Source organism: Leisingera daeponensis, assembly GCF_019801465.1.
Classification (GTDB): domain Bacteria; phylum Pseudomonadota; class Alphaproteobacteria; order Rhodobacterales; family Rhodobacteraceae; genus Leisingera; species Leisingera daeponensis_A.
In genome coordinates this window covers 26,558-49,488 of sequence record NZ_JAHVJA010000016.1, presented here as the reverse complement: position 1 = coordinate 49,488, position 22,931 = coordinate 26,558, and the positions used below count along the sequence as shown (strand labels likewise).

The following is a 22,931-nucleotide window of genomic DNA, read 5'->3' as shown; positions in this document are numbered from 1 at the left end:
CAACGGAGGATCATTCAGAAGATGCTCACCAGGATTGCGCTCTGCGGGACAAGGGTATTCACTAGTGAATCTCAAATGATAGGCAATTTGGGGTTGCAATGACTTATAGGAGATTAGCGTATAGCCTGCAACCCATCGTCCACAGCTAGGTCCGCTTCGTTCGAGGATCTTCTTGCAGTTTGCGCCAGCAGCAAATGTCCGCTACCCGCCCGACCTGCATGTGCTGGCCCGCCAGGCTGGTCGCTAGGCATGGGGCCGCTTTGGGCTGGCTCGAGCCAATCACGGTTAGCCAGGAACGCTGCCGCGGCGGGCAGCTTGGTGCTGCACCGCCGCAAGGCAGCAAAGAGCCCAAACCTACATATGAATGTAGGCTATCAATCCCTCAATGGTCTCAGGCAATACCCCTTGAGCCTCGACGTATCCGAGTGTCGGAGGCGACCAGAAAAAACGAGGCTTTTTGCGCGACTTAATCTCTCTCGCATCTCGGACACTTTTGGCTGCAGACTTTAGCCACGATTGCAAGGTGGTGAGATCGGGTTCGCTAGCATCGTCTACTAGACCCACCGCTTTTTCACCGATCATGTCAAGCTTGATAGTTTGCCCTAAGCCATTCAAGCAAAACCCAATTCCGCCATCTTCGACCATCCAAGCTTCCATCCCCGAGCACATTTCTTCGATGTTGCGGAAAACTAAAACATCGCCCGGCACTGCATAGTCTTCACTTTCGTTAAACACAGCCACATCATAGAGCCAGCTTGCTTTAGGGGGTCGCTTGTTGGCGTCTCCAAAACTCATATCTTACCCTATTGTCTACGATGCTACGGATATGAGCATGCCGGAAATCCCTCATGAAGGGAACGACAGCTTTGTCCCGCAGTGCGTGAGTTCGCCCCCAGGGTGACTTTGCTATCGCAGCGAACGGCAGGAAATGCAGACCGCGACGCAGAATTTTGAAGGCAGTTTGCGAGGTCGACCAATGACCAAGGCTGACTTCTGTCATGGGCAAGACCTGTCGAGCGCCTTTCTAACCGCCCCTGCACGGCGCGGTGAAGAGCTAAAAACCGAAGTTCTGTATTACCCCCGCAGACTAAGCAGGCGGGGGAATTTAGGAGAAAGTGTGGACTGCCGCAGGGACTGGCATATTGCCCCTGTCTACGCTAGAAACTTTCCTGAGGTCAGCGACTTCAGGAAGTAACCAGCCGCTCGGCTATCCACATTTCGGAACTGTTTTCATAGCTATACATGGCTTTGTGGCCGGACATAGAAAAATGCGCTCCGGCAGCTTGCTGCGTTATATGTGGGGCTTTGATGCTGTAACCGGGCCCCTGTAGCCCGCAACCTCAGACCTTGCGGATGTGATACCGCTTGATCTTGCGATAAAGCGTTGGCCGCGAGATCCCCAGAACCTGGGCCACCTTGGTCAGGTTGCCGTTTTCAGCAGTGATCGCCCGGCGGATGGCGCTGGCTTCGATGCTTTCTAAGTCACCGGAATGGCCGCCTAGGATGTGCTCCAGAGAATCCTCGTCGCCATCATCGAAATCGTCCTGAATCTCCGGTGGCAGGTCCCGCTCAGTCACGAAGCCACCCGACTTCATAAGGTAGAAGCGCTGGACGACATTTCTTAGCTCCCGGACGTTGCCGGGCCACTGGTATTGCAGCATCAATTCCATCGCCCGCTTGGCAAAGGTCATCGGCGGGCGTCCGGTTTCTTCGGCATATTTCTTTGAGAAATGGTCGAGCAACGCGACGATGTCGTCGCCGCGTTCGCGCAAGGGGGGCACCTCGATGGTCATCACCCCGATCCGGTAGAACAGGTCGCGGCGGAAACTGCCCTTCTCGATCTCCTGGCGCAGGTCGCGGTTGGTCATCGAAACCAGCCGGACATCGACCGGGCGCCGCTTGTTTTCGCCCATGCGGTAAATCGCACGCTGTTCGAGCGCCCTGAGCAGGTAGGGCTGCAATTCGATCGGCATGTCGCCAATCTCGTCGAGGCAGAGCACCCCGTTGTTGGCCTGTTCGAACCTCCCGGCGCGCCCGCCCCGGACGGCGCCGGTAAAGGCGCCCTCCGAATAGCCGAACAGTTCCGCGCCGATCAGATCGCTGGAAATGGCAGCGCAGTTAACCGGCACGTAGGGCGCTTTGTTATCCGGTATGCGGCTGTGGATCAGGCGCGCGAACAATTCCTTGCCGACCCCGGTTTCACCTTGAATCAGCACCGAAACATTGGCCAGCGCCGCGCGTTCGGCCAGGCCGATGGCATCCGCCATCTTCGGCGACGACCCGATGATCTGGATCTCGCCTTCGGCCACATTGACCCGCGGCTTGATGGTGCAGGTTGCTCCAGCCTTACGCTGCATCTTGCCCTTGTCCTTGAGAAACAGGGCGGCGCCGCGAAAGACGCCTTCCAGCTTGAGCCGTTCGATGCCTTCCGCCTTAACGTTAAGAGGCAAGAGCTTGGGAATGTCCTGGTCCGACAGGCCTTCGAGTTTCGGCAACAGCTTGTGGCCGACCGACAATTCCTTGGTCCGGCGCTGCGGATCATCGTCCAGCCCTCGGCGGAACAGCACTCGGCCTGACTGATCGACCAGCACCACGCTGTCATGCGCGCGGCTGTAATCCGACATCAGGAAGGCCTCCAGCAATTGAGTGCGTTCAACCTGTTTCTGTTCTGCCAGCGCAATCTCGATCTCGCGCGCCGCCGCCAGGACCAGCGCCACATTATGCTGGCGGAAAATCTGCGGCGGACCAGACAGATCCACGACACCGATCACGTTCTGGGTGAGGGGGTCGAAGATCGGCGCACCCGCGCAGGTCCAAGCCTGTACGCCTTCGGCAAAATGCTCGGAGGCGTGCACGTAAGAGGGTTTGCCGGTCTTAAGAGCCGTGCCGATGCCGTTGGTGCCGATGGTGCGCTCGCTCCAATCGCCGCCAAGTTGCAAATGGATTTCCTGACCCTCGTCAAGTACGTGTTCGTCACCGATGGCGTCGATGATCACCCCCTGGCTGTCAGCCAGGATCAGGATGGTGCGAGCCTCTTTCAGATGCGGCTCCAGCCGCTTGAAGGCCGCCGAGGCCGCCTGGCGGAGCGCGGAATTGCGTTCGCGGCGGAGAAACAACTGGCTTTGGTCGATCACCTTGCGCGATGCTTGGCTGCCGGCATCGACTCCTAACTCCCGGCTGCGCCGCCAGGAATCGAGGATCTCATCCCGCACGTTCGTCGGCATCCCGTTGCCATCCTTGTCGGAGGAGACAAATCTCTCCCATGCCTTGCGGGTATCGCCTTCCGAATAGCTGGAGTTATCAGGCAATTGCTGCGCCCTCTTGCTTTTCTAAAGTGTCGTTTCGGGCCTGTACTAACGGCCCTGTAGGTATTCCATCCGGTCTATTTCGAGAAAATTGCGCGGCAGGGTTCAATCGTCCTGCGGTACAAGCAAGGCTTCAATCGCCTCTGCAAGGGTGCGATCGTTAAAGGTGTCGGTCATCTCCATCCCGTCCAAATGCGCCAGCGCGGCGGCGGTGTCGCCCTCCAGCGGCGAGAAGAAACCGTTTTCCTTCGTCGCCAGCATAAATTTTTTCGATATGAAGTTGCCGCGGATCTCGCCCAGCATCTGCATCTGGCGGCCTGTCGACTTGTCGACCAGCACCACACGGTTGTTGAGGCTGACCTTGACATAAGGCTCGGGCACGTCGGATGTGACCCGCGCCTTCATGTCGTGAATGATCAGTCCGTCGGGCTTCGGCTCTTGTTTCCGGCGCGCCTGCTCGGCCTGCATCCGGCTGAATCCGCCATTGCTGATCTGATCCGCAAGTTTGCGTATCGTGCCAGCATTTTCCGACAGAAGGCGCTTTGCCTTCACGTCTTCAAGACGCGGACCATCGCGCTTTGAAAAAATATCCACCACTACTTTTCCTCCCGTGCAAAAATGTTAGCAGCCTGCGCAGCCAATTGCCAAAACTTTAGGATCGAATATCGCCGTAACAGGCTTTTCTTGCGGTTTTTGGTAGTGTTCCGAGCATGTCTAGTGGCCGAAACGCGGTTCCGCGATCAGGGCATTCATGGCAGACACAACCTGTCAGGGACCCGTGTCTGGCCCCCGACATACTCGCTAACAAACCAAATACGGTTTTCGTCTGATCCACCGTGTCAGGCGTCAGTTCAATTCGAACCGATCAGCATTCATAACCTTGCTCCAAGCCGCTACGAAATCAGAGACGAAGAGGCCTTCATTGCCACGGCTGGCATAGACTTCCGCCAGCGCCCGAAGTTGTGAATTCGATCCGAATACAAGATCTACGCGCGACGCGGTCCATTTCTTGGCACCGCTGACGCGGTCGCAGCCGTCAAAGACACGCTCGGCGCCGTTGACCGGCACCCATTCCGTCTCCATGTCCAGAATGTTGACGAAGAAGTCCGGGCTAAGCGCCCCAGTATTCTTTGTCAGAACACCCGTATCCGTGCCTTTATGGGTTGCGCCTATGCTGCGCATCCCGCCGACTAGGACCGTCATCTCAGGAGCGCTAAGACCGAGGAGCTGGGCTTTGTCCACCAGAAGTGCCTCGGCCGGAACCGAATAGGCGGCTTTCTCGTAGTTTCGGAAACCGTCTGCAATTGGCTCCATCGGAACGAAGGATTCGGCATCGGTCTGGGCGGCGCTCGCATCGGTGCGACCCGGGATGAACGGCAGGGTAACGTCGTGGCCTGCGGCTTTTGCCGCTTCTTCGACGGCCGCATTGCCCGCGAGAACGATAACATCTGCCAGAGACACTTTTTTTCCACCAGACGCGCCGCCGTTAAAAGCGCTGGTGATGCCGGCAAGAACGTCGAGAACGTGTGCCAGGCGTTCCGGCTCGTTGGCCTCCCAGTCCTTCTGCGGGGCAAGACGGATGCGCGCCCCATTGGCGCCGCCGCGCTTGTCTGATCTTCGGAAACTGGAGGCCGAGGCCCAAGCCACCCAGACCATATCGGCGACCGATAGGCCGGAGCCCAGGATTTCCGCCTTCAGCGACGCGATATCCTTGTCGTCGATGAGCGGATGATCCACGACCGGGACCGGATCCTGCCAGATCAGTTCCTCGTCGGGCACCTCTTTACCCAAGTAGCAGGCTTTGGGCCCCATGTCGCGGTGGGTCAACTTGAACCAAGCGCGGGCAAAGGCTTCAGCAAATTTCTCTGGGCTTTCGTGGAACCGTTTGGAGATCGGGCCATAGATCGGGTCCATCCGCATCGCCATGTCGGCAGTGGTCATCATCACCGGCACCTTGGAGACTGAGGCATCGACTTCCGGCGCGTGATCCTCATCCGAAAGCCCCTTCGCGTGCCAGATATGCGCTCCGGCCGGGCTTTTTGTCAGTTCCCAATCGTAGCCGAAGAGCACGTCGAAATAACCATTGTCCCATTCGGTCGGGTTCGGCGTCCAAGGACCTTCGATACCCGACGTCGTGGTGTCCACGCCCTTGCCCGATTTGTGAGCGTTTTTCCAGCCGAAACCCATTTCCTGCAACGGGCAAGCCTCGGGTTCGGGTCCGACTAGCGCCGGGTCGCCTGCCCCATGTGCCTTGCCAAAGGTATGGCCGCCGGCGATCAGGGCCACGGTTTCCTCGTCATTCATCGCCATCCGGGCAAAGGTTTCACGGATGTCACGACCCGACGCGATGGGATCTGGGTTGCCGTCCGGGCCTTCAGGATTGACGTAGATCAGGCCCATTTGCACAGCAGCCAACGGGTTTTCAAGTTCGCGGTCCCCGGAATACCGGCTGTTCGGCTTGTCGGAGGTTGCCAGCCATTCGGCCTCGGCGCCCCAGTAGACGTCTTCCTCTGGCGCCCAGATATCCTCGCGCCCGCCAGCGAAGCCAAAGGTCTTGCCGCCCATGCTCTCGATGGCGACGTTGCCAGCGAGGATCATCAGGTCGGCCCAGGACAGGGCGTTGCCGTATTTCTCCTTGATCGGCCAGAGCAGCCGGCGGGCCTTGTCAAGGTTGCCGTTGTCCGGCCAGGAATTGAGCGGCGCAAAACGCTGGTTGCCGGCCGAGGCCCCGCCGCGCCCATCGGCGGTACGATAAGTGCCAGCGCTATGCCAGGCCATGCGTATAAAGAACGGCCCGTAGTGGCCGTAATCGGCGGGCCACCAGTCCTTGCTATCGGTCATCAGCGCGGTCAGGTCTGCTTTGACAGCATCCAGATCGAGCGCCTTGAAGGCCTTTGCATAATCGAAACCTTTAGGCATCGGGCTGGACACTGGCTGATGCTGGTGCAGTACCGAAATATTCAGCTGGTTCGGCCACCAGTCGCGGTTGCTGCGCCCCGCCTTGTTTGTTGCGCCATGCATGACGGGGCATCCGCCCGCCTTCCTCATGTCATTTCCGTCCATCTTCGTCTCCCTGGTTTGGAAATTCTGTTTTGTATCGGTGTCTCAGCGCGGGGTCAGAGGTTCTGACGGCCAAGCTCCTCCGCGATGTACTCGGCTTGCCGGATCGCCAGCGCCACGATGGTCAGCGTCGGATTTTCTGCCGCACCGGTCGTGAACTGGCTGCCGTCTGAGACAAACAAGTTGGCGATGTCGTGACTCTGGCCATGGGCGTTGACCACCCCGTCGCGCGAGTTGGCCGACATACGGTTGGTGCCGAGGTTGTGAGTCGACGGATAGGGCGGCGTCGGGAAGACGCGGGTCGCTCCGACCGCCTCGTAGACCGCCTTGCCTTGGCTGTAGGCATGATCGCGCATAGCAATGTCGTTGGGGTGATCGTCGAAATGCACGTTGGCCACCGGCAACCCGTACTGGTCGGTCACGCCAGTGTTGAGCGTGATGCAGTTTGTTTCCTGCGGCATGTCCTCACCCACGATCCACATGCCCGCCATGTTCTCGTAATGGTCGAGCGCAGTGGTGAACTCCCGCCCCCAGGCGCCGGGGTCGAGAAATGCCGCCATAAATGGTAAACCCAGTGCCAGAGTCTCTAGCTCGTATCCGCCAACGAAGCCCCGGGAGGGGTCGTTTATCGCCTCATCCTGGATGATCCCGGCCATTGTCGTGCCGCGCCACATGCGCACCGGCTGATCAAAGACCCCATAGACCGAGCCGGTCACATGCCGCATGTAGTTGCGCCCGACCTGGCCGGAACTGTTTGCCAGCCCGTCGGGGAACATTGGCGAGGCGGAATTGAGCAGGAGCCGAGGGCTTTCGATCGAGTTCCCTGCAACACAGACGACCCGCGCCTTCTGTTCCTGCTGGTTGCCTTCCGCATCGACATAGATGACGCCCGTGACCTTGCCGCGCTCATTGTGCTCGATCCGCAGAACATGGCAGCGTTCACGCACCTCAAGGTTGCCTGTCGCTTCACCGCGCGGAATGTCGGTATAGGCGGCAGACCACTTGGCCCCCCATTTGCAGCCCTGGAAACAGAACCCGGTTTGCTGGCAGGCCGGGCGCTCGTCGTAGTCGCCCGAGTTGATCGCCATCCGGCCCGTGTGGACCGCTTCATACCCCAGCGCCCGCGCGCCGTTCTCGAAGACCTTGAAGTTGTTGTTGCCCGGCAGCCCGGCACGTCCGCCCGTGCGCGTCACGCCCAGCTTGTTCTCAGCGCGGGTGTAGTAGCCGTCCATCTCCCGCGGGTCGATCGGCCAGTCGAGCAGGTTGGCCCCCGCGACATCGCCATAGGTGCTGCGCGCCTTCCATTCGTGGTCCTGGAAGCGCAGCGACGCCCCGGCCCAGTGGATGGTCGTACCGCCGACCGCCTTGACGATCCAGGCCGGCAGGCCCGAGAAGTCCTTCGACACCCGCCAATCACCGCTGGTGGTGCGCGGGTCGACCCAGGCAAGCTGGCCGAAGCTGTCCCATTCGTCGTTGAGGTAATCCTCGGGCAGGTAGCGCCCGCCGGCCTCCAGCGCGACGACGGAAACGCCTTTCTGGGCCAATTCGTTGGCCAGGACGCCGCCGCCGGCGCCGGTTCCGATCACGACAACAACGCTGTCGTCTGTCAGGTCAAATGGTGCGCTCATTGGTCAAGCCCCCTCAAAGCCAGTTGATGTCGTCGAAACCGCGGTCGATGTAGCCGCCTTCGGAGAAGCTCTCGCCCTCGTATCCGAAGATCGGCCAAACGGCTTTCTGGTTGTAGAGACCGGTCACTAGACCACCGCGGACCTTCTGGAAGAAGGCGGTGTCTGCGATACCGCGCAACAGATCGGCGCGCTCACGTTCCCACCCGATGTCGATGTAGCGGGCATAGCCCACGCCCCTGGCCGCATCGTTTAGCGCTGCGACACCGGCCTCAACCCCTTCGGCCGCCTCTGCGTTGTCATAGCCCTTAACCGCGATTGCATAGAACTGATCCCCAACCTGGTCGTGCGGATAGATATCGCGCGCCATCTGGATAAGCGTCGCCATAGTTTCGGGGTTGAGATGTTGGACCTCGAGCGCCCAATTGGAGGCACTGGCCTTGCCTGCGACGAAACCGGTGCCGATAACGAAGCCCGCACCGAAGAGCGCGCTTTGCGACAGCAACTGGCGGCGGGTCATGCCTTGCTTGCGTAGTGACATTGGGATCCTCCCTGTCTGATCTGGATTACCGGTAGCGTCCGGCCCGTTGCAGGATTTCGATCTCGTAACCGTCGGGGTCCTGAACGAAGAAGAAACGGGCGAGCGTTGCGCCCTCGTGTTTGAAATCGACGAGCTTGCGGGGCTTCAGCCCCTCTGCCTCGAACCTTGCGTGTTCCGCCACCACGTCGGGCACGCAGACCGCCAAGTGGCCATAGCCGTTGCCCGGGATGTAGGACTCAGTCTGGCCCTTGTTGATCGTCAGTTCGAGTTCAAAGGCGGCCTCGTCATTGGACAGATAAACCAGCGTGAAGCCGTCGAACTCGAGACGTTCCGCCACGGTCAGTCCGAAGGCCCTGCGGTAAAAATCGACCGAGCGCTTTTCGTCCAGCACGCGGATCATGGAATGGATGGCTTTGGCCATGGTGTCCTCGGCATTGAAGGTGGTAGGGAGCCTCGCGGGCAGACGGGAAGGACGCAGGCCCGCGAGGCAAGGCGCGCAGGCGGCGCGCCTCGGGGAACCGGACTGCGTGTCAGGGTACGATCACGCCGCGTCCGGTGAACTTGCGATCCTTGAAGTCAGAAATCGCCTCGTTGATGTTGGCCAGTTTGTATTCGGTCTGGTGCATCGTGACCTTGCCGTCTGCGTTCATTTCCATCAGCTCGACCAATTCGACGAAGTCGCCCACAAGGCTGCCGCCGATCTTGATCTCGTTGGCGACAAGCTCCAGCGTCGGCACTTCGACCGTGCCGCCATAGCCCACCATGATCAGCTCGCCGCCCTGGCGCAGCAGCTTCCAGCAGATGTTCTCAGTGCCGTGCTCGCCGACGAAATCAATCGCCACATGCACCCCGCCGCCGGTCAGGTCCTTGACCTCGTCGATGAGGTTCGGCCCGCCGTCGAGCACGATGTCGGCCCCCAGCTCCTTGGCCAGCACCTGCGCCGCCGGTTCCCGGTCCACCGCGATGACCCGAGCTCCGCAAGTGTGCTTGAGCACCTGGAGCGCGATATGGCCCAGCCCGCCAATGCCCAGAAGCAGGACATAACCGCCAGGATTAAGCAGTTTCGCGGCCTTCTTGGCGGCGCGGTAGGCGGTGATCCCGGCATCGGCCATCGGCGCGACGCTCAGCGGCGTGATGCCAGTGTTCAACTTGATGACCGAGCGTTCGTTGGTCTTGAAATATTCAGCAAAGCCGCCATCCAGCCCGAGACCAGGGAACTTGCCGTGGTCGCAGTACATGTCATGGCCATAGCGGCACTCCAGGCAGATGCCGCAGGCGTTGAACGGGTGGCAGATCACCGCGTCACCGGGTTTGACCGAGGTGACATTGCTGCCCACGTCCTCAACCCAACCAGCATTTTCATGGCCCATCACGTAGGGTAGCAGGTTGCCCTCGGTGTCCATGATGTCCTTCCAGACGCCTTCGATGATGTGCAGATCGGTGCGGCAAAGGCCCGCGGCGCCGACTTTGACGATCACCTCGTCCGGGGCCGTGATCGTGGGCGCGGCGACGTCTTCGATCTTCAACTCAACGTTCATGTCGGGGTCGTATTCGTATAGTCTCGCGGCTTTCATTGTCTATTTCCTTTTGTCGGGAGAGGCCGAAACGCCCGGCCTCTCGGGTATGAAACAGCGCTCAGGCGCGGCCCAGAAGCTCGGCACCGCCACCGCGGGCGGGGCCTTCGGTCGGATCGGCCTCGCCTTCGTCGAGATCGCCGATCAGGGTTTCCGTGGTCAGGATCAGCGTCGCGACCGAGGCCGCGTTGACTAGCGCACTGGCAGGCACACGGGCGGGATCGACGATGCCAACCTCAAACATGTTGCCGTAGGTGCCGGCGGCGGCGTTGTAGCCGTGGCCCGACGGGCCCTCGGCCACGGCCTGCGCCACGGCGGCCACGTCGGCCCCGGCATTACGGGCAATGCGGCGGACCGGTTCGGTTAGGATCGAACGCACCAGTTGGATGCCCTTGGCCACGTCGCCGAGCGCGTCGAGCGTGTCGAGGCAGTCAGAGATTTGCGCTAGCGCCGTACCACCGCCTGCAACCACTCCATCCTCGGCGGCCGCCTGGACCGCACAAAGCGCGTCCTCGATCAGCTGGATCGTGCGCTTCTGCTCAACCGGGGTGAAACCGCCTGCATAGATGATTGCGCTGCCGCCCGTGAGTTTAGACAGCCGCTCGCGCAGCTTGTCCTTCTCGATGTTCGGCGGGGCCGCATCATGCTGGCGCTGGACCTGGTTGCGGCGGGCGGTAATCGCCTCCGGATCGCCCTCGCCACGCAGCACCGAGGTGCCGGAGGCATGTGAGCGGACCATTTCCGCCCCGCCCAGCTGGGCCAGCGTGACGTTCTCGATCTTCTTGCCGAGGTCGCGGGCCAGAACTTCACCCCCGGTCAGGATGGCAAGATCGTCCATCACCGCGGTGCGCCAATGGCCGTATTCCGGGGGATGCACGATCAGGAATTTACCGGCCCCGCCGTTGTCCAAGAGCTTTACCACCACTTCCGGTGCGATCTCTTCGGCGACGATCAACAGCGGGCGGTTTTCGCCGTCGGCTAGCGAAATGGCGGTATCCAGCATCTCAGGCTTGAGGATCTTCTGGTCGGTCAGCAGGATCAACGGGTTGCGCAGCACCGCCTCCATATGCTCTCGGTCGGTGACCATGTGGTGCGAGATGTAGCCGCGCTCGAAGGACATGCCCTCGACCACTTCCATCGTCGTCTCGATGGTCACCCCGAAATCGGCCGAAATCACCCCGTCGCGGCCCACGCGGCGATAGGCTTCGGCCACCAGTTCGCCAAGCTTGGGGTCGGTCGAGGACACGCGCGCCACGGCCTCTAGGTATTCCGGGTGATCGTCGCAGCTCAGCGAGGAGGCGTCGATCCCATCGATCACCCGCGCCACGGCCAGATCGATCCCCTTGCAGAGGTCCACCGGCTTAACGCCGTTGTCGGTCAGGTCCACGCCGCGCTGGATCAGCGCATTGGCCAGCACGATGGCGGTGGTGGTTCCGTCGCCGGCCACGTCATTGGTCTGCATTGAGACCTCGCGGACCACCTGCGCGCCCATGTTCTCGAACCGGTCGTTCAACTCGATCTCGGTGGCGATGCTGACCCCGTCGCGGGTGACCAGCGGCGTGCCGACCGGGCGGTCGACCATCGCGTTCAGACCCTTTGGGCCCAGCGTCGGCTCCACCGCCGCCGCCAGCCGCGCGACACCGCGGGCCAATGCATTGCGGGCAGTCTTGCCATGTATCATAAGTTTAGCCATATCTTCCTCCGTCGCCCCAGGCCGATACCTGGGCGCCTCCCTTTGAAGTTTCGGTTTATCCGCGCCTTAGTCGGTCGCTGCGGCCTCTTCCCGAGGCGGCACGTGACCTGCAATGAAGTCGATGAGCTGCGGCCCATCGGGCCCGATCTCGACCTCCTTGTAGCGGGTCTTGGCGAGTCCCCGGCAGAGCGCGCCGTTGAACTCCATGTTGATCCGGGTGCTGCGCAGCCGTGTCAGATGATCGCTGAGATCCGCCACCGCGATCTCGTGCCCCTCCCACGTCGTGAAGGCGAGATCATCGGGCTCGGTGGCCAGACCCTGCACTGCCAAGAGGTCGAGGTAGCGTGGCAGTTGCCGCAGCTCCTCTTCGCCGTTGAAAGTCACCTGTTGCAACTCGGCCAGCGTCATCGTGACAATCTCGGAGGGCCTGTGACCCAGCGCCTGCAGACCCAGCAGCACGGTTTCCTGCCGCCGGTCGAAGGCCTTGGCGAGGAAGGTCTCGACCACTTCGTCCAGCTTCGCGCCATCGCAGTACTCCGCGAAGATGTCGTGATAGGCGCGCCCGCTGTTTACGCCCTCGTTGACCTTGTCGCCAAAGCAATGATCGTTCAGCTGCACCTCGGCCTCAATTACCCAGGGCAGCGATGTCACCTCCCTGCGAATGCCAAAGGCCATGAGGAAAGCGAAGTTGGGCGAACACCAATAGGTGGGCAGACGAAACTCGACCTTTACCGACTTGGCATCCTTGACTTCGATCCGCTCGATGAAACCCATGTCTGTCACAGGCTCATCCAGTTCCGGGTCGGTCACATTGTCGAGACAGTCCCAGACCTCGGTTTCCAGCTCTGCCTTGAGATTGGCCACCAGCATCGCCCTACTCCGCCGCGATCTGCACCGGAGCGCCGGCCAGCTCGGCCTTCTTGGCCGCCACATCGATGCCGTATAGCCTTGCCGCGTTCAGACCAAGGATCTTTTCCTTGATCTCGTCGGTCAGCTGCACCCCGCCGCGCTCGGCCGAGATGTCTTCGGGGATCTGGTAGTTCCAGAACTTCTCGACCAGCCACCCAGGCGTCCAGATCGCGTAGTCCGAACCGAACAGCAGCTTGTCCTCGCCGACCCACCAGAGCAGTTCCGCCATGACTTCGCCGAAGTAGCGCGGGCGCGAATGGATGAAGGGCATCGCCACCGCCAGCCCGGCATAGACATTGGTCTCCTGCGTCGCGATCCAACAGAAATCGTCCAGCCGCGGCAGGCCGCAATGTTCCACGATCCAGTTCAGATTCTGGAAGTCGGTGGCGGCGTAATCCACGTCATCGACGCTGAAGGCGTCCTTCGACAAAGGGATGATCGTCGGGCCCTTGTGGACGTGGATGTTCTTGATGCCAAGTTTCTCGCAGAGTTCAAAGCACTTGTAGGCCGACGGATCGTTCAGCGCCCAGCCCTTGCTATCACCGTTCCATTCGGCCGTGTACATCTTCACGCCCTGAATGTCGTAGACTTCCTTCATGTAGTGAATATATTCCAGCGCCTTTTCGCCATCACGCGGATCGAAGGAGCCGTTGACAATGAAGCGTTCCGGGTGGCGCTTGGCCATCTCGCTAGACCGTTCGAGGCAGCCGAAGCCCTTCTTGTAGAAATCGCTCAGCACAGTGGTCTGAATGATCGCCATGTCGTCCGGCCCTTCGACGAAGAGGTCGCGGTAGATGTCGTCCTCGGAGTATTTCTCGAACTTGGTCTTTTCCCAGAGCTGGTCTTCCGGGCTCAGGTTCGTGTGGTAGGCATAGAAGCAGTCGATAAACTGCTTGCCGTGTATATTTGCCTGGTTCTCAGGGCTGCCGTCCCAGAAATGAGTGTGCCCGTCGATCACGAATATTTCTTTTCCATTCGGTGTCTTGAACATGGTGTACTCCCTTGCGTTGGCTGAGAAATTGGGGGCTCCGGGGCGTAGCGGCTGCAGCGGCCCCGGAGCTGTCAGAGGTCGATCAGATGTATTCCATGACCTCATTCATGTCGCCGAACAGGATCACGGTATCGTCGTCGACCCGGACCATCCGCCCGTAGTGGGTCGAGGTGTTGACCTCGAAGGTCTCGGCAGTCATCTCGCGGCCCAGGTACTCGGTGATCTCGCTCATCTTGAAGATCAGCTTGCCCTCGCCATCGATCCGGATGGTTGCCGGGTTGTAGGTGATTGTGACCTTGGGATCGTTTTCCTCCATGAACTCGGCGATGGCGCGGGCCTCGACGCTGTCGTTCATGGTGACACCGCACTGGTGCGAGACCTCGCGTGAAGTCAGGTCGATGTCCTTCATCGACTTGAAGATGTTCTGGTTGGACGCATTGCGCGCTGTGCTAGACATAGTTCCAGTTCCTTTTCAGAGAGTTACGACAAGCCCAGCTCGGCGATGATTCTGCCAAGGCGCTCTTGCGAGACGGCTTTGACATCCTCGAAGGAGACCGGCTTGGAATGCGGCTGCGACCAGATTGGCTGAAGCGCGGTGGTGGCCTTTTCCGCCAGGTCGCCGTGCTTGGAGAGCCAGGACTTGAAGAGCGCGCGGTTGTGTTCGCCATGCTCTTCGTCGTGCGCCAGCAGGTAGATCAGATCGACGGTGTTCGCGAGGTTGCGCTCATAGTCAGCTTCGGCGGCGGAAATTACCGGCGGGGTGATGAAGTCATTGTTGGCTGCGGCCGCCTGCATGAAGAAGCCCGAGCGGATTAGCTCGCCCACCATCGGCTCAAAGACGATGTTGATGGCGAAATACTGCTCTAGGTAGTCTTCCGATCCCATAATCGTTTCGATCGCCTCGCGGCAGGGTTGCCAGACCGGATCTTCCAGCCACATCTTCTTGCCCAGCGTGTCATCCCAGCCGTCGATGTCCATGCCGATCTCGGCCAGGTAGAGTGTGATGTCCTGGGTCAGGCGCATCTTGTAGGAGGAATTGGTCAGCGTGGCGTTGTTGATCATCTGGGTATAGCCGTAGCGCTGCGCCTGCATGAGCGAGGTGCCGAGACCAAATTCCGCGTGTTTCCAAGCGCCGAGGTGTTTCTGGAGGATGGTCTGCCAGTTCTTGTCGAAGACCTTGTGCGCGCCGGCCTTGCGGGCGTTCGAGATCACGTTCTGGACCATGGTCTCGATCTTCGACTGGCGCTGGTAATGAGTGCGCTCCCATTCCTGGTCGGGCGCACGGAAGGCGTGCCAGTTCGACGACAGCGCCGCTGTGTTGTCCTTCCGGTAGGCACCGCCGCCCTTGCCTCCCTCGAACTCGATGATCCAGTTCTGGATCAGGTATCGTTCGGGATCGGGCTGGACGTCGACGGTGACGTCCTCGTAGTGGGTCGCCCGCTTGCCACGCGGTTCGAAGTAATTGTACTTGCGGCTCTTGGAGCCGATGAATTCCGCGGCACCGGCGGCACCGGATCCGACTGAGCTGGATGTTGCTGGCATGATTGCCTCCCTTGGTTTTCGTTCACGTCACGAGCGTTCGGGCCGTCAGTGGCCCGAAGAACCGGACGTGGGCGTGAACTTGTCGTAGAAGATGCGGTCGGTATCGAAGTCGTGCATGAAGAGCACTGGCGTCAGCGCATCGATCATCGGCGGCGGTCCGCAGGCATAGACATCGCCCTCGCCGTCGATCCCGAGCTCGCGTAGGTGCGTGTCTACGTATTCGTGCACGAAGCCGCGCGCGCCGTCCCATCCATTGCCATCTTCCTCATGGCTGAGGACGGGGATGAATTCGACATTGGGATGGGCGTCGGTGATGGCTCTTATCTCGTCGAGCTTGAACAGGTCGTCCTGCGTGCGGGCGCCATAGTAGAAGTAGATCGGACGATCTTCGCCGCTGGTCACCTGGTCATTCAGGATTGACCAGACCGGCGACATGCCCGAGCCGGCGCCGACGAGGATCACGGGTCCTTGCCGCTCTTCGCGTCGGAAGCACATGCCGTAGGGGCCTTCGATGCTGACTTCTGCACCGGCTTTGATGCCGCCGTCGTCGAGCTCGTTGCTAAACCTTCCGTCGGGGTATTTCTTGATGATGAAGCCGAGTTTTTGGGTTTCGCTCGGCGGATTTGCCATGGAGAACGAGCGTGTAATCTCCTCCCCTTCTTCAGTTTTGACCGTAATGTCGACATATTGACCCGCCCAGAATTTCAAAGGCGCATCCAGTTCGATCTGGACTCCGCGAATGTCATGGGTGAGCTTCTGGAAATCGGTGATCCGGCCGGTAAACTGCTTGACCGGGATGCTCTTGGACAGCACCTCTTCGTCGTAATTCAGCAATTCGATCTCGAGATCGCTGAGCGCCAGCGAGCGGCACATCAGAATATGACCGCCGTCCTTTTCCATGTCGTTGAGTGCGAAGGTCGAGTAATTCTCCATCTCGGTCTCGCCGTCGAGCTGGACGCACTTGCAGGCCGAGCATTGGCCCTCCTTGCAGCCATGCGGCAGCGCGATACCCTGGCGAAAGGCGGCGTCAAGGATGTATTCACCGTCCTCGACCTCGAACTCCACGCCGACCGGCTCAAGGCGCACGTTGTAGATGTCCGTCATTGTTGTTTCCTCCCTCTCCCGTGCTTGCGGGTGTGCCGGGGCCGCTCACGCGGCCCCAGCGATGGTCGTGATCAGTTGCAGGGATTGATGGTGAAGCCTGCGCGGTACTCTGCGATGTGCGCCTCGCGATCGCTGGGCGACATGGCGCGCAGCGCTTTCAACGGTGAAGCCAGGGTGTGGCCGCGAACGTGCTCCAGCTTCCACATGTCCTTGTTGTCGAAGCGCAGGTGCGGCTGCGGGATCAGGGTCTCGCCGTCGTCGCGGACGAAGTTGAGATCCTTGATGGCATCCGCAAGGTCCCAGCCGTCATAGACAGTTTCCCATTCGCGCTTGCCCGAGAACTTGCCCATCGCCGGTGTCGGCCGGCCTTGGTACTCGTCAGAGAATGCCTCGACCGCGGTCCAGCGATCCAGCTCATGGGCGAATGTGTGCAGCTCACCGTCGATCTCATCGACCACCATGTCCTCGCGGATCAGGCAAGGCACGAGGCAGGACCAGCAGCGGTGCGGATAGACGTAACCGGTGTCCTCGTTGAAAGTGACGACTTTCTCACCCGGCTTCGACAGTTTCGCATACCACTTCCAGAACTCGCCGAACTCGGCGTACCAGCCGGGGTACTTGTGCTCGAACCACTCGAAGTCCTTCTCAGTCTGGGCTTCGATGCGCCAGAAGTTGACGGGCCAGCCGACGGCAAAGAACTGGGCGACTTTGTGAACGTAGTTCTTTTCGGTGATCCGCTTCCAGGCTTCCTGAACGTCGTCGTGGTGCACCTTCACGCCGTACTTTTCGAGCGGCAGCATGTAGGTCCGGTAGTAGTCCTCGAAGATCCACCGGTGCCACATTTCTGCGTAGGATTCCTTTTCCTTGTCGCGGTTGGTGGTGCCGTATTCGATGAACGTGCCGATGGCGGCGTCAACGATGGCGTGGTTCTGCCAGAAGGCGTAGCGCAGGTCGCGTTCCAGCAGAAGGTGGTTCTCCGGCTCCTTCAACGCGGCCATTAGAAGCGAGTGGCCGTTGCCGATGTGGCGGCTTTCGTCCGACTGGACCGAGAGGAAAACCGTGGGCAGCGCATAGTCGCCATTCCGCGCCGCCTCTGAGGGCATGGCCACGAAGAGCGTGTTAGTGAAAGCGGTTTCCGCGACCACGGTCAGGTACATACAGGCCGAGGTCATCACGTCACCTGTGATGAATCCCTCACCGAATTGTCGGCCAATGGTGGTGGCATAGCATTTACCGAAGGCCTCTTCCGTGATGTCGAAGCCGGCCGGGTCGATGTAGTTCTCCATGTACCACTTCTTCAGGTTCATCTGAATCGTGGAGTGGCGGAATTCATCGACCATTTGCATGGTGAAGCCGGTGCGGAGATCCTCGCCGGGTGAGATACGTGCGACCATTGCCATCGCGCGGGCGGCCGAGATTTCGGGGAAGGGAATTATTGCCAAGAATAGCTTCATCCACTCGATCCAGCGCGGCTCCACATTGCGGAACATGTCACCGCGCAGCGCCGCATCAAGCGCACCGTAAACACGGTTGTCCTTTTCCTCTTCCATCGGGAAGTAGGAGCGCAGGACCTGCTTCATCGGGTCGCGCGGAGCCTTTGTAATCTTGTAGTCGGTCGGAAAGGTGGCGGCCTCTTGGACGTAGGACGGATTCCATCCGAGATCCGAGATCTTCTTGGTGGCCTCCCCTACCGAGATACCACGTTGGGACGTGATCTTGTTGAGCGTCAAAGTCATGCCATGAGCCTCCTTAAAGCTCTGGGGCCAGTCGCCCGGCACCCGGTTGGCGGCTTTTGCCATTTCGGTTTGGCGCCCACTTGAGGCGCCGGTTCTCGGCAAAGGTTGAGAAGTTCGACACACCCGCTGCATCGTGGCGGCTGCTGGTCTCTCTCCCTGTCCTTCGTTCTTTGAGCGTCCTGTCCGGGCGCTGGCGTCTTGTGGTTCTCTTCAGGCAAGGCCGGTTCCAGAATTCGGCAGACGCCCGAAGTAGCGCGAAAAAATCCATTAACAGACTGATTTTGAATATTATTTTTCGATGGGTTCTTCGCGGGACAATTTGCTTGAGGCCGACGCCGGTCGAGGCCTTTGGACAGATTGTCGCAAAACGTTACAATCGCCGTTTCAGGAATTTTACGCTTCGTTACATCTGCTGAAACACCCGCGTTATACCCGCCGGACCGAGCGCCCAGAAAGCACCGCACCTGTCAGGGCAAACCTCTGAAATATTTTGGATCTTCTGCATTGCAGCATGCCGGAACCCTGCGGATCTGCGACCGCATCCGGATGCCTGCTTCTGTGGAGCAGTACAGCGCTGAGGGACTGCGGCGTCAGGCCCGCAGCCGACGCTTCGCGGCGGCGTGGATGCCGATGTCCTGCCGGTACTTGGACACGACACGGCGCGACACCGCGATCCCTTCGGACTGAAGAATGGCCGTCAGCCGCCGGTCGGACAGCGGCTTCTTCGGGTCTTCGTCGGCCAGCAGCGCCCGAATGCGCGCCTGGACTTGCGGCTTGGACTGGGTAGCCTGGGCCGACGCCGTGCCGGTGAACAAGTTGCGCGCAAGAACAATGCCGTTCGGACCTTCGATCAGCAAACCGTTCAGCACTCGGCTGACGGTGCTGAGGTGAAATCCGGTTTCCCGCGCAATCTCGGACAGCGTCATCGGTGCCAGCGCGCGGTCGCCAAAGCGGAAATAGGTGCCCTGGCGCTCCACGATTTCGCCCACCACCTCTTTCAGCGCCGACACCCGCATATCGAGCGCATGTTTCAGCGCCCGCGCCTTGGCCAGCGCTTCACTGGCCTCGCTTGCCCGACCACCCCGCGGAAGCTTGGCGATTTCGATATCCCCCTGCCAGGACGACAGAAATTCGATTTCCCAGCCCTCGCCTGACGGCGTGATCCGGACATCGGGTTCACGTGTAAGCGTCGGATCCGAGACAAAGGCGCTGCCCGGTTTCGGGTCGAGTCGACGGAGCAGCGCGAGGCAATCCTGCACCCTATCCCGCGACAGTTCGGTCGCCCGGACCAGTGCCGCCGGGCCGCCGCTTTCCAGCGCAGGAAGATGATCCAGCACCATCTCCATGTCCTCGGTCATCACATCCTGGTCTTCCAGCTGCAACCGCAGGCAGTCTATGAGATCGCGCGCGAACAGCCCCGCCGGGTCGACGCGTTTCTGGACTACTCGCAACGCGGTTTCCACCAACTCCCCACTCAATTCCAAGCTTTCGGCAATCTCCGCCGGTGCGCGCGCCAACCAGCCCGACGGCTCAAGTTCCGCAATCAGCGCGGTGATGAGTTTTTCCATCAACCCGCCCTGACCGATCAGGCCGGCCAATTCGCGGAACACATGATCATAAAGGCTGTTTGCCTGTTCCACCGCGGTCATTTCCAGCACATCCGTGGCGCTCATCCCGGCGGCCCGGCGCTGGCGCAAAACCAGCATCGGGTTCGCCTGCGCCTCTGCGGCCAGATGCTCATCGAGTTCGGCCGCGGACATCTGCAAAAGGGTCACGACCTGACCCAGCCGGAACACTTGGCGGTGTTGCACTCGCAACTGAGTCTTCAAAGGCATGGAACCGCCTCCTGCCCGAACAGCCGACAAAACGCTGGCCCCGAGGCCAGGCGCCGCGCTATCCTGAGAAAAAGAAACCATTGAAAAGCAGCAAGATGAGCCCGCATCCCCCCAACGGTGGTATTATCCCGCTCGATGGTGCCGCGCCGGAACTGTCCTATCCGGGCCTTTCGCCCCAGCTTCTGGCACGGGTGCGGCAACTCTGGTCCGCCGCCGGTCTGGATTTCGACCATGGCTGGCGCGTGGGCCTGCGCAGCCTGCCGGGGTTCCGCGCTCTGCCCCGGGTCGAGGCGGCGCCCGCCAGCACCGATGTCGACCTGGTGTTTCTCTACGATCAGGCGGTGCTCTGGGCCCGGGCGCTGCATGAGGCCGCGGCTATCGGACGTCAGCACCAGACCGACGGGCTGAACGCGGCGCAATGGCACGGGCTGGCGGCGCTCTCTGCCCGGTTGACCGAACAGCTTGCAGCCTTGCGCCTTCTGGCGCTGACTGACCTGCCGATGCCCGCGATGCAAATCGCCCGGCCGCTGTCGGAAGACGTGGACATGGCACTGGTGATCCTGATCCGCCGCAAACTGGCGGAGCGTTTCGCCGCCTGCCGCAGCGCAGAAGAGGCCAGCGATTTCTGGCGCCGCCACATTGCCGGGGGCCGTGCCTTCCGCGCGATTTCCGAAAAGCTCTATGAAGTGGGCATCGACTATTCCGACGACACCGATTACGCCAAGTGGCGAAAATCGGTACTGACCACGCTGGGTGCGGCGGTCCACAGCAACGCGCTCAAAACCGAAGCGCCGCGGCGTCAACAGGGCGCAGTGCTGGTAAATGGGGACAGCCTGCATTTTGCAACCTTTCGCATTCATGAGCTTTGTGCCTTTTCGCAATTGCTTGAACCCGACTTGACCGGCGCACTCGCTAAGGCGGCAAATTCCACTCCCTCGGCCAACCCGCTTGCCGCGCTGGCCGCTCCGATGAGCAAAATCATCATCAATCAGATTCAGAGCCTATCGGCGCCGCCCGCGAACACACCGAAGACAGCCAAACACCACTAGTGTTGCAAGTCTTCGGGTTTGCCGAGCCGGTTTTCCGCCACCCAGCGCGCGGCCAGAACCAGCGCGCCAGCGGCAAAATCCTTGCCGTGTTCCTCAACCATCTCCTCCGCCACTTTGGCGAGTTGCTGAAAAAAACGGTCCTTGCTTTGTTCTTCGGCGGATAGCACTTGTGTCATTGATTTCCTCCCTGGGCATTTATTTGAACATGTTCTTGGGGAAGGTGGCGATCGACAGGCTGCCGTCCTCCCCACCGATAGCCAGATGCGCGCCATCGTCGGACCAGGCCAGCGCAGAAACCGCCGCTCCTGTGCCTTCGCGCACCAGCATTTCATCCGGGTGTCCGATGCGGCACAGCATGACGAGGCCGGAGCCGTAGCTAACCGCACAGAGATCCCGCTTGGGATGCACCGCCACCCAGTCGACAATCGTCAGCCCCGGCTTTCCGGTCTCGATCGGCGCACCGGCGTGGTCACCGAACGGCAGGTCCGGCAAGGACCACCCCACTACCCGAAACGCGCCTGAGGCGATGACCGCCTTGGCCTGGTCGCTGAATTGTGCTGACAGAACCGGTGCCGGGAAATCGACGATCCGGTCCGAGGCGCTCGCGGTCACATCGACCAGTAACACTGCCTTGTCTTCGCAGCCCGCCACCAGCCAGCGCTGGCAGGGAGACCATTCGAGGCACAGCACCTTGCCGTCGCAGGTGATCTGCGCCAGGCAGGTTATGTCTTCGGCACGGACAATGCTCACCTGACCCGCACCCCAGCAGGCCAACAAGGATTCATCGCCAGAAACTGCAATCCGGGTAACGCCGTGATCCAGCTTGATACCAGCCACCTCAGCCCCGCCGGTTTCGGCTACCAGGGCCAGGCGTGCCCCATGCGCGACGGCCACCTGACCAGAGCTCGAAAGGGTTGCCAACGCGGTGACCGCATCCTGGCACGCCGCATTCATTGCCAGGGTCTGCCCTCGCGCGGTTGCGCGCCACAGGGCACCCGTCTCGGCATGGGGAAAGGCAAAGCCCTGATCGCCAAGCCGGCACATCGGCACATCAACGCGCGCCGCGGGCGCTTCGCTGAATACCGGAGGCGGCAGCGGCTTGGACCGGGGCCGGATGCTCGACCGCCCGGTATCGGCCTCGACCCGTACCCGGCTGTCCGGGCTCTCGGCGTCCTGGACCGAGACAAAAGCCATTTGGCCATCGGCCAGTTGCGCGGCCAGGGACGTCCCCTTGGCATTGAACTGAAGCGCGCGCACCTCGGTCTTCACGTCCCATGTGCGGGCGATCAAGTCGAAAAGCGTCATTGCTTGCGGCGGCTTGTGCTGTGTCATTCAGCTTTGCTCCTTCATCGCGGCTTCCAATTCCTCGTCCAGGGCGGAAAGCCTGGCCTCTAGCCGGTTGATCATTTCAGTGTTTTCCTTGAGCGCTGCGTCGTTCTGCGCCTGCGCGTCCTCGTGGGCGTGGTCTTCGACCCCGTCCTGCATGTCCTTCATCTCGAGTACCATCAGGCCGCTGGCCTTCTGGTTCAGCCGCAGCTGTTCCGTATTGGCCTGGGCGATCGCCTGGATGGTCTTCACCCGGTCCATAAGGATATCGCCGGTTTTGCGTGATTGACCTGTCATGGGCGCCCCCTGTAAACCGGCGCCGGTTTTCCCAGCGAAAGGCAAATCCGATGACAGATCCCGCCGATCTCCGCTTTTTCCGGGCGCTGAAGGAGGTTTGCAGCACCGCCGAGGGTGTCGGCCGGAGCTGCCGCGACGCCATCGACCGCGCGCTGGAAACTGGCGATCCTCTGGACATGCAGACGGCGCGCAAAGCCGTTGAAAACCTGGACGATCCTCTCAAGAGCGACCTTCTCCGGCAGGTTCATCTGCGCATGGTCAGCGATCTTTCCGCGATCTGGGACTTCCTGCCCGGGGCGCAGGGCTCCGACCGGCCGAACTAAAGCCCCCAGTGATCTGTTGCG

The 22,931-nt window shown here is 60.8% G+C and carries 21 protein-coding genes; 2 read left to right on the top strand and 19 right to left on the bottom strand.

Features of this window, described 5'->3' with window-relative positions; translation table 11 throughout:
* Nucleotides 1-354: 354 nt before the first annotated feature.
* The 16 genes from KUV26_RS21395 to KUV26_RS21320 all read right to left on the bottom strand — a co-directional run bounded on the left by KUV26_RS21395 (nt 355) and on the right by KUV26_RS21320 (nt 19,915).
* Nucleotides 355-795, bottom strand: coding sequence for a hypothetical protein (locus tag KUV26_RS21395; protein ID WP_222509922.1), 441 nt, complete (start codon nt 793-795; stop codon nt 355-357).
* 545 nt (nt 796-1,340) lie between these two features.
* A complete protein-coding gene (locus tag KUV26_RS21390) occupies nt 1,341-3,308 on the bottom strand; it encodes a sigma-54-dependent Fis family transcriptional regulator (RefSeq protein ID WP_222506241.1) in 1,968 nt (655 codons plus the stop codon).
* 102 nt (nt 3,309-3,410) lie between these two features.
* Entirely contained in the window at nt 3,411-3,902 is a 492-nt protein-coding gene (locus KUV26_RS21385; RefSeq protein ID WP_315900163.1) for a hypothetical protein, read from the bottom strand.
* 249 nt (nt 3,903-4,151) lie between these two features.
* On the bottom strand, nt 4,152-6,368 hold the full coding sequence (gene katG / locus KUV26_RS21380) for a catalase/peroxidase HPI (RefSeq protein WP_222509921.1): 2,217 nt from the start codon (nt 6,366-6,368) through the stop codon (nt 4,152-4,154).
* A 53-nt stretch (nt 6,369-6,421) separates the two neighbouring features.
* Nucleotides 6,422-7,993 carry a GMC family oxidoreductase gene (locus tag KUV26_RS21375; RefSeq protein WP_222506243.1) on the bottom strand — a complete coding sequence of 524 codons (1,572 nt, stop codon included), beginning with the start codon at nt 7,991-7,993 and terminating at the stop codon, nt 6,422-6,424.
* 13 nt (nt 7,994-8,006) lie between these two features.
* Entirely contained in the window at nt 8,007-8,531 is a 525-nt protein-coding gene (locus KUV26_RS21370; protein ID WP_222509920.1) for a Twin-arginine translocation pathway signal, read from the bottom strand.
* 25 nt (nt 8,532-8,556) lie between these two features.
* Nucleotides 8,557-8,952 (bottom strand): VOC family protein, encoded by a 396-nt coding sequence (locus tag KUV26_RS21365; RefSeq protein ID WP_222509919.1) that lies wholly within the window; start codon nt 8,950-8,952, stop codon nt 8,557-8,559.
* 109 nt (nt 8,953-9,061) lie between these two features.
* On the bottom strand, nt 9,062-10,105 hold the full coding sequence (locus KUV26_RS21360) for an NAD(P)-dependent alcohol dehydrogenase (RefSeq protein WP_174149219.1): 1,044 nt from the start codon (nt 10,103-10,105) through the stop codon (nt 9,062-9,064).
* A 61-nt stretch (nt 10,106-10,166) separates the two neighbouring features.
* Nucleotides 10,167-11,798 carry a chaperonin GroEL gene (gene groEL, locus KUV26_RS21355; protein WP_222509918.1) on the bottom strand — a complete coding sequence of 544 codons (1,632 nt, stop codon included), beginning with the start codon at nt 11,796-11,798 and terminating at the stop codon, nt 10,167-10,169.
* A gap of 66 nt (nt 11,799-11,864) precedes the next feature.
* A complete protein-coding gene (locus KUV26_RS21350) occupies nt 11,865-12,668 on the bottom strand; it encodes an iron-sulfur cluster assembly protein (protein WP_222506247.1) in 804 nt (267 codons plus the stop codon).
* Between the two features lie 4 nt (nt 12,669-12,672).
* Nucleotides 12,673-13,698, bottom strand: coding sequence for an amidohydrolase family protein (locus KUV26_RS21345; RefSeq protein WP_222506248.1), 1,026 nt, complete (start codon nt 13,696-13,698; stop codon nt 12,673-12,675).
* Nucleotides 13,699-13,780: 82 nt separating this feature from the next.
* Entirely contained in the window at nt 13,781-14,155 is a 375-nt protein-coding gene (locus KUV26_RS21340) for an MmoB/DmpM family protein (RefSeq protein WP_222506249.1), read from the bottom strand.
* A 23-nt stretch (nt 14,156-14,178) separates the two neighbouring features.
* Nucleotides 14,179-15,240 (bottom strand): aromatic/alkene monooxygenase hydroxylase subunit beta, encoded by a 1,062-nt coding sequence (locus KUV26_RS21335; protein WP_174149214.1) that lies wholly within the window; start codon nt 15,238-15,240, stop codon nt 14,179-14,181.
* A 45-nt stretch (nt 15,241-15,285) separates the two neighbouring features.
* Nucleotides 15,286-16,344: an NADH:ubiquinone reductase (Na(+)-transporting) subunit F gene (locus KUV26_RS21330; RefSeq protein WP_222506250.1), complete on the bottom strand. Its 1,059-nt coding sequence runs from the start codon at nt 16,342-16,344 to the stop codon at nt 15,286-15,288.
* 71 nt (nt 16,345-16,415) lie between these two features.
* The gene (locus KUV26_RS21325; protein WP_222506251.1) at nt 16,416-18,080 is read right to left on the bottom strand and encodes a methane monooxygenase; all 1,665 of its coding nucleotides are present in this window, start codon (nt 18,078-18,080) and stop codon (nt 16,416-16,418) included.
* Between the two features lie 590 nt (nt 18,081-18,670).
* Nucleotides 18,671-19,915, bottom strand: coding sequence for an RNA polymerase sigma-54 factor (locus KUV26_RS21320; RefSeq protein ID WP_222509917.1), 1,245 nt, complete (start codon nt 19,913-19,915; stop codon nt 18,671-18,673).
* A gap of 95 nt (nt 19,916-20,010) precedes the next feature.
* Here KUV26_RS21320 and KUV26_RS21315 point away from each other — a divergent pair, with 95 nt between their 5' ends.
* On the top strand, nt 20,011-20,964 hold the full coding sequence (locus KUV26_RS21315; RefSeq protein WP_222506253.1) for a hypothetical protein: 954 nt from the start codon (nt 20,011-20,013) through the stop codon (nt 20,962-20,964).
* Here the strand turns inward: KUV26_RS21315 and KUV26_RS21310 are convergent.
* From KUV26_RS21310 to KUV26_RS21300, 3 genes are read right to left on the bottom strand one after another with little or no spacing between them, the layout of a single operon-like run.
* The gene (locus KUV26_RS21310; RefSeq protein ID WP_222506254.1) at nt 20,961-21,140 is read right to left on the bottom strand and encodes a hypothetical protein; all 180 of its coding nucleotides are present in this window, start codon (nt 21,138-21,140) and stop codon (nt 20,961-20,963) included. The two genes, KUV26_RS21315 and KUV26_RS21310, sit on opposite strands and share 4 nt — an antisense overlap.
* A 19-nt stretch (nt 21,141-21,159) precedes the next feature.
* Nucleotides 21,160-22,296 carry a WD40 repeat domain-containing protein gene (locus KUV26_RS21305; RefSeq protein WP_222509916.1) on the bottom strand — a complete coding sequence of 379 codons (1,137 nt, stop codon included), beginning with the start codon at nt 22,294-22,296 and terminating at the stop codon, nt 21,160-21,162.
* Nucleotides 22,297-22,587, bottom strand: coding sequence for a hypothetical protein (locus tag KUV26_RS21300; RefSeq protein ID WP_174149209.1), 291 nt, complete (start codon nt 22,585-22,587; stop codon nt 22,297-22,299).
* Nucleotides 22,588-22,637: 50 nt separating this feature from the next.
* Between KUV26_RS21300 and KUV26_RS21295 the strand changes: the two genes are divergently transcribed.
* The gene (locus KUV26_RS21295) at nt 22,638-22,910 is read left to right on the top strand and encodes a hypothetical protein (protein ID WP_222506256.1); all 273 of its coding nucleotides are present in this window, start codon (nt 22,638-22,640) and stop codon (nt 22,908-22,910) included.
* The last annotated feature ends 21 nt before the right edge of the window (nt 22,911-22,931 follow it).

Coding starts and splice junctions, on each gene's coding strand:
- KUV26_RS21395 (WP_222509922.1), bottom strand. CDS start 795: ATGAGTTTTGGAGACGCCAACAAGCGACCCCCTAAAGCAAGCTGGCTC.
- katG (WP_222509921.1), bottom strand. CDS start 6,368: ATGGACGGAAATGACATGAGGAAGGCGGGCGGATGCCCCGTCATGCAT.
- KUV26_RS21375 (WP_222506243.1), bottom strand. CDS start 7,993: ATGAGCGCACCATTTGACCTGACAGACGACAGCGTTGTTGTCGTGATC.
- KUV26_RS21370 (WP_222509920.1), bottom strand. CDS start 8,531: ATGTCACTACGCAAGCAAGGCATGACCCGCCGCCAGTTGCTGTCGCAA.
- KUV26_RS21365 (WP_222509919.1), bottom strand. CDS start 8,952: ATGGCCAAAGCCATCCATTCCATGATCCGCGTGCTGGACGAAAAGCGC.
- KUV26_RS21360 (WP_174149219.1), bottom strand. CDS start 10,105: ATGAAAGCCGCGAGACTATACGAATACGACCCCGACATGAACGTTGAG.
- groEL (WP_222509918.1), bottom strand. CDS start 11,798: ATGGCTAAACTTATGATACATGGCAAGACTGCCCGCAATGCATTGGCC.
- KUV26_RS21350 (WP_222506247.1), bottom strand. CDS start 12,668: ATGCTGGTGGCCAATCTCAAGGCAGAGCTGGAAACCGAGGTCTGGGAC.
- KUV26_RS21345 (WP_222506248.1), bottom strand. CDS start 13,698: ATGTTCAAGACACCGAATGGAAAAGAAATATTCGTGATCGACGGGCAC.
- KUV26_RS21340 (WP_222506249.1), bottom strand. CDS start 14,155: ATGTCTAGCACAGCGCGCAATGCGTCCAACCAGAACATCTTCAAGTCG.
- KUV26_RS21335 (WP_174149214.1), bottom strand. CDS start 15,240: ATGCCAGCAACATCCAGCTCAGTCGGATCCGGTGCCGCCGGTGCCGCG.
- KUV26_RS21330 (WP_222506250.1), bottom strand. CDS start 16,344: ATGACGGACATCTACAACGTGCGCCTTGAGCCGGTCGGCGTGGAGTTC.
- KUV26_RS21325 (WP_222506251.1), bottom strand. CDS start 18,080: ATGACTTTGACGCTCAACAAGATCACGTCCCAACGTGGTATCTCGGTA.
- KUV26_RS21320 (WP_222509917.1), bottom strand. CDS start 19,915: ATGCCTTTGAAGACTCAGTTGCGAGTGCAACACCGCCAAGTGTTCCGG.
- KUV26_RS21315 (WP_222506253.1), top strand. CDS start 20,011: ATGAGCCCGCATCCCCCCAACGGTGGTATTATCCCGCTCGATGGTGCC.
- KUV26_RS21310 (WP_222506254.1), bottom strand. CDS start 21,140: ATGACACAAGTGCTATCCGCCGAAGAACAAAGCAAGGACCGTTTTTTT.
- KUV26_RS21305 (WP_222509916.1), bottom strand. CDS start 22,296: ATGACACAGCACAAGCCGCCGCAAGCAATGACGCTTTTCGACTTGATC.
- KUV26_RS21300 (WP_174149209.1), bottom strand. CDS start 22,587: ATGACAGGTCAATCACGCAAAACCGGCGATATCCTTATGGACCGGGTG.
- KUV26_RS21295 (WP_222506256.1), top strand. CDS start 22,638: ATGACAGATCCCGCCGATCTCCGCTTTTTCCGGGCGCTGAAGGAGGTT.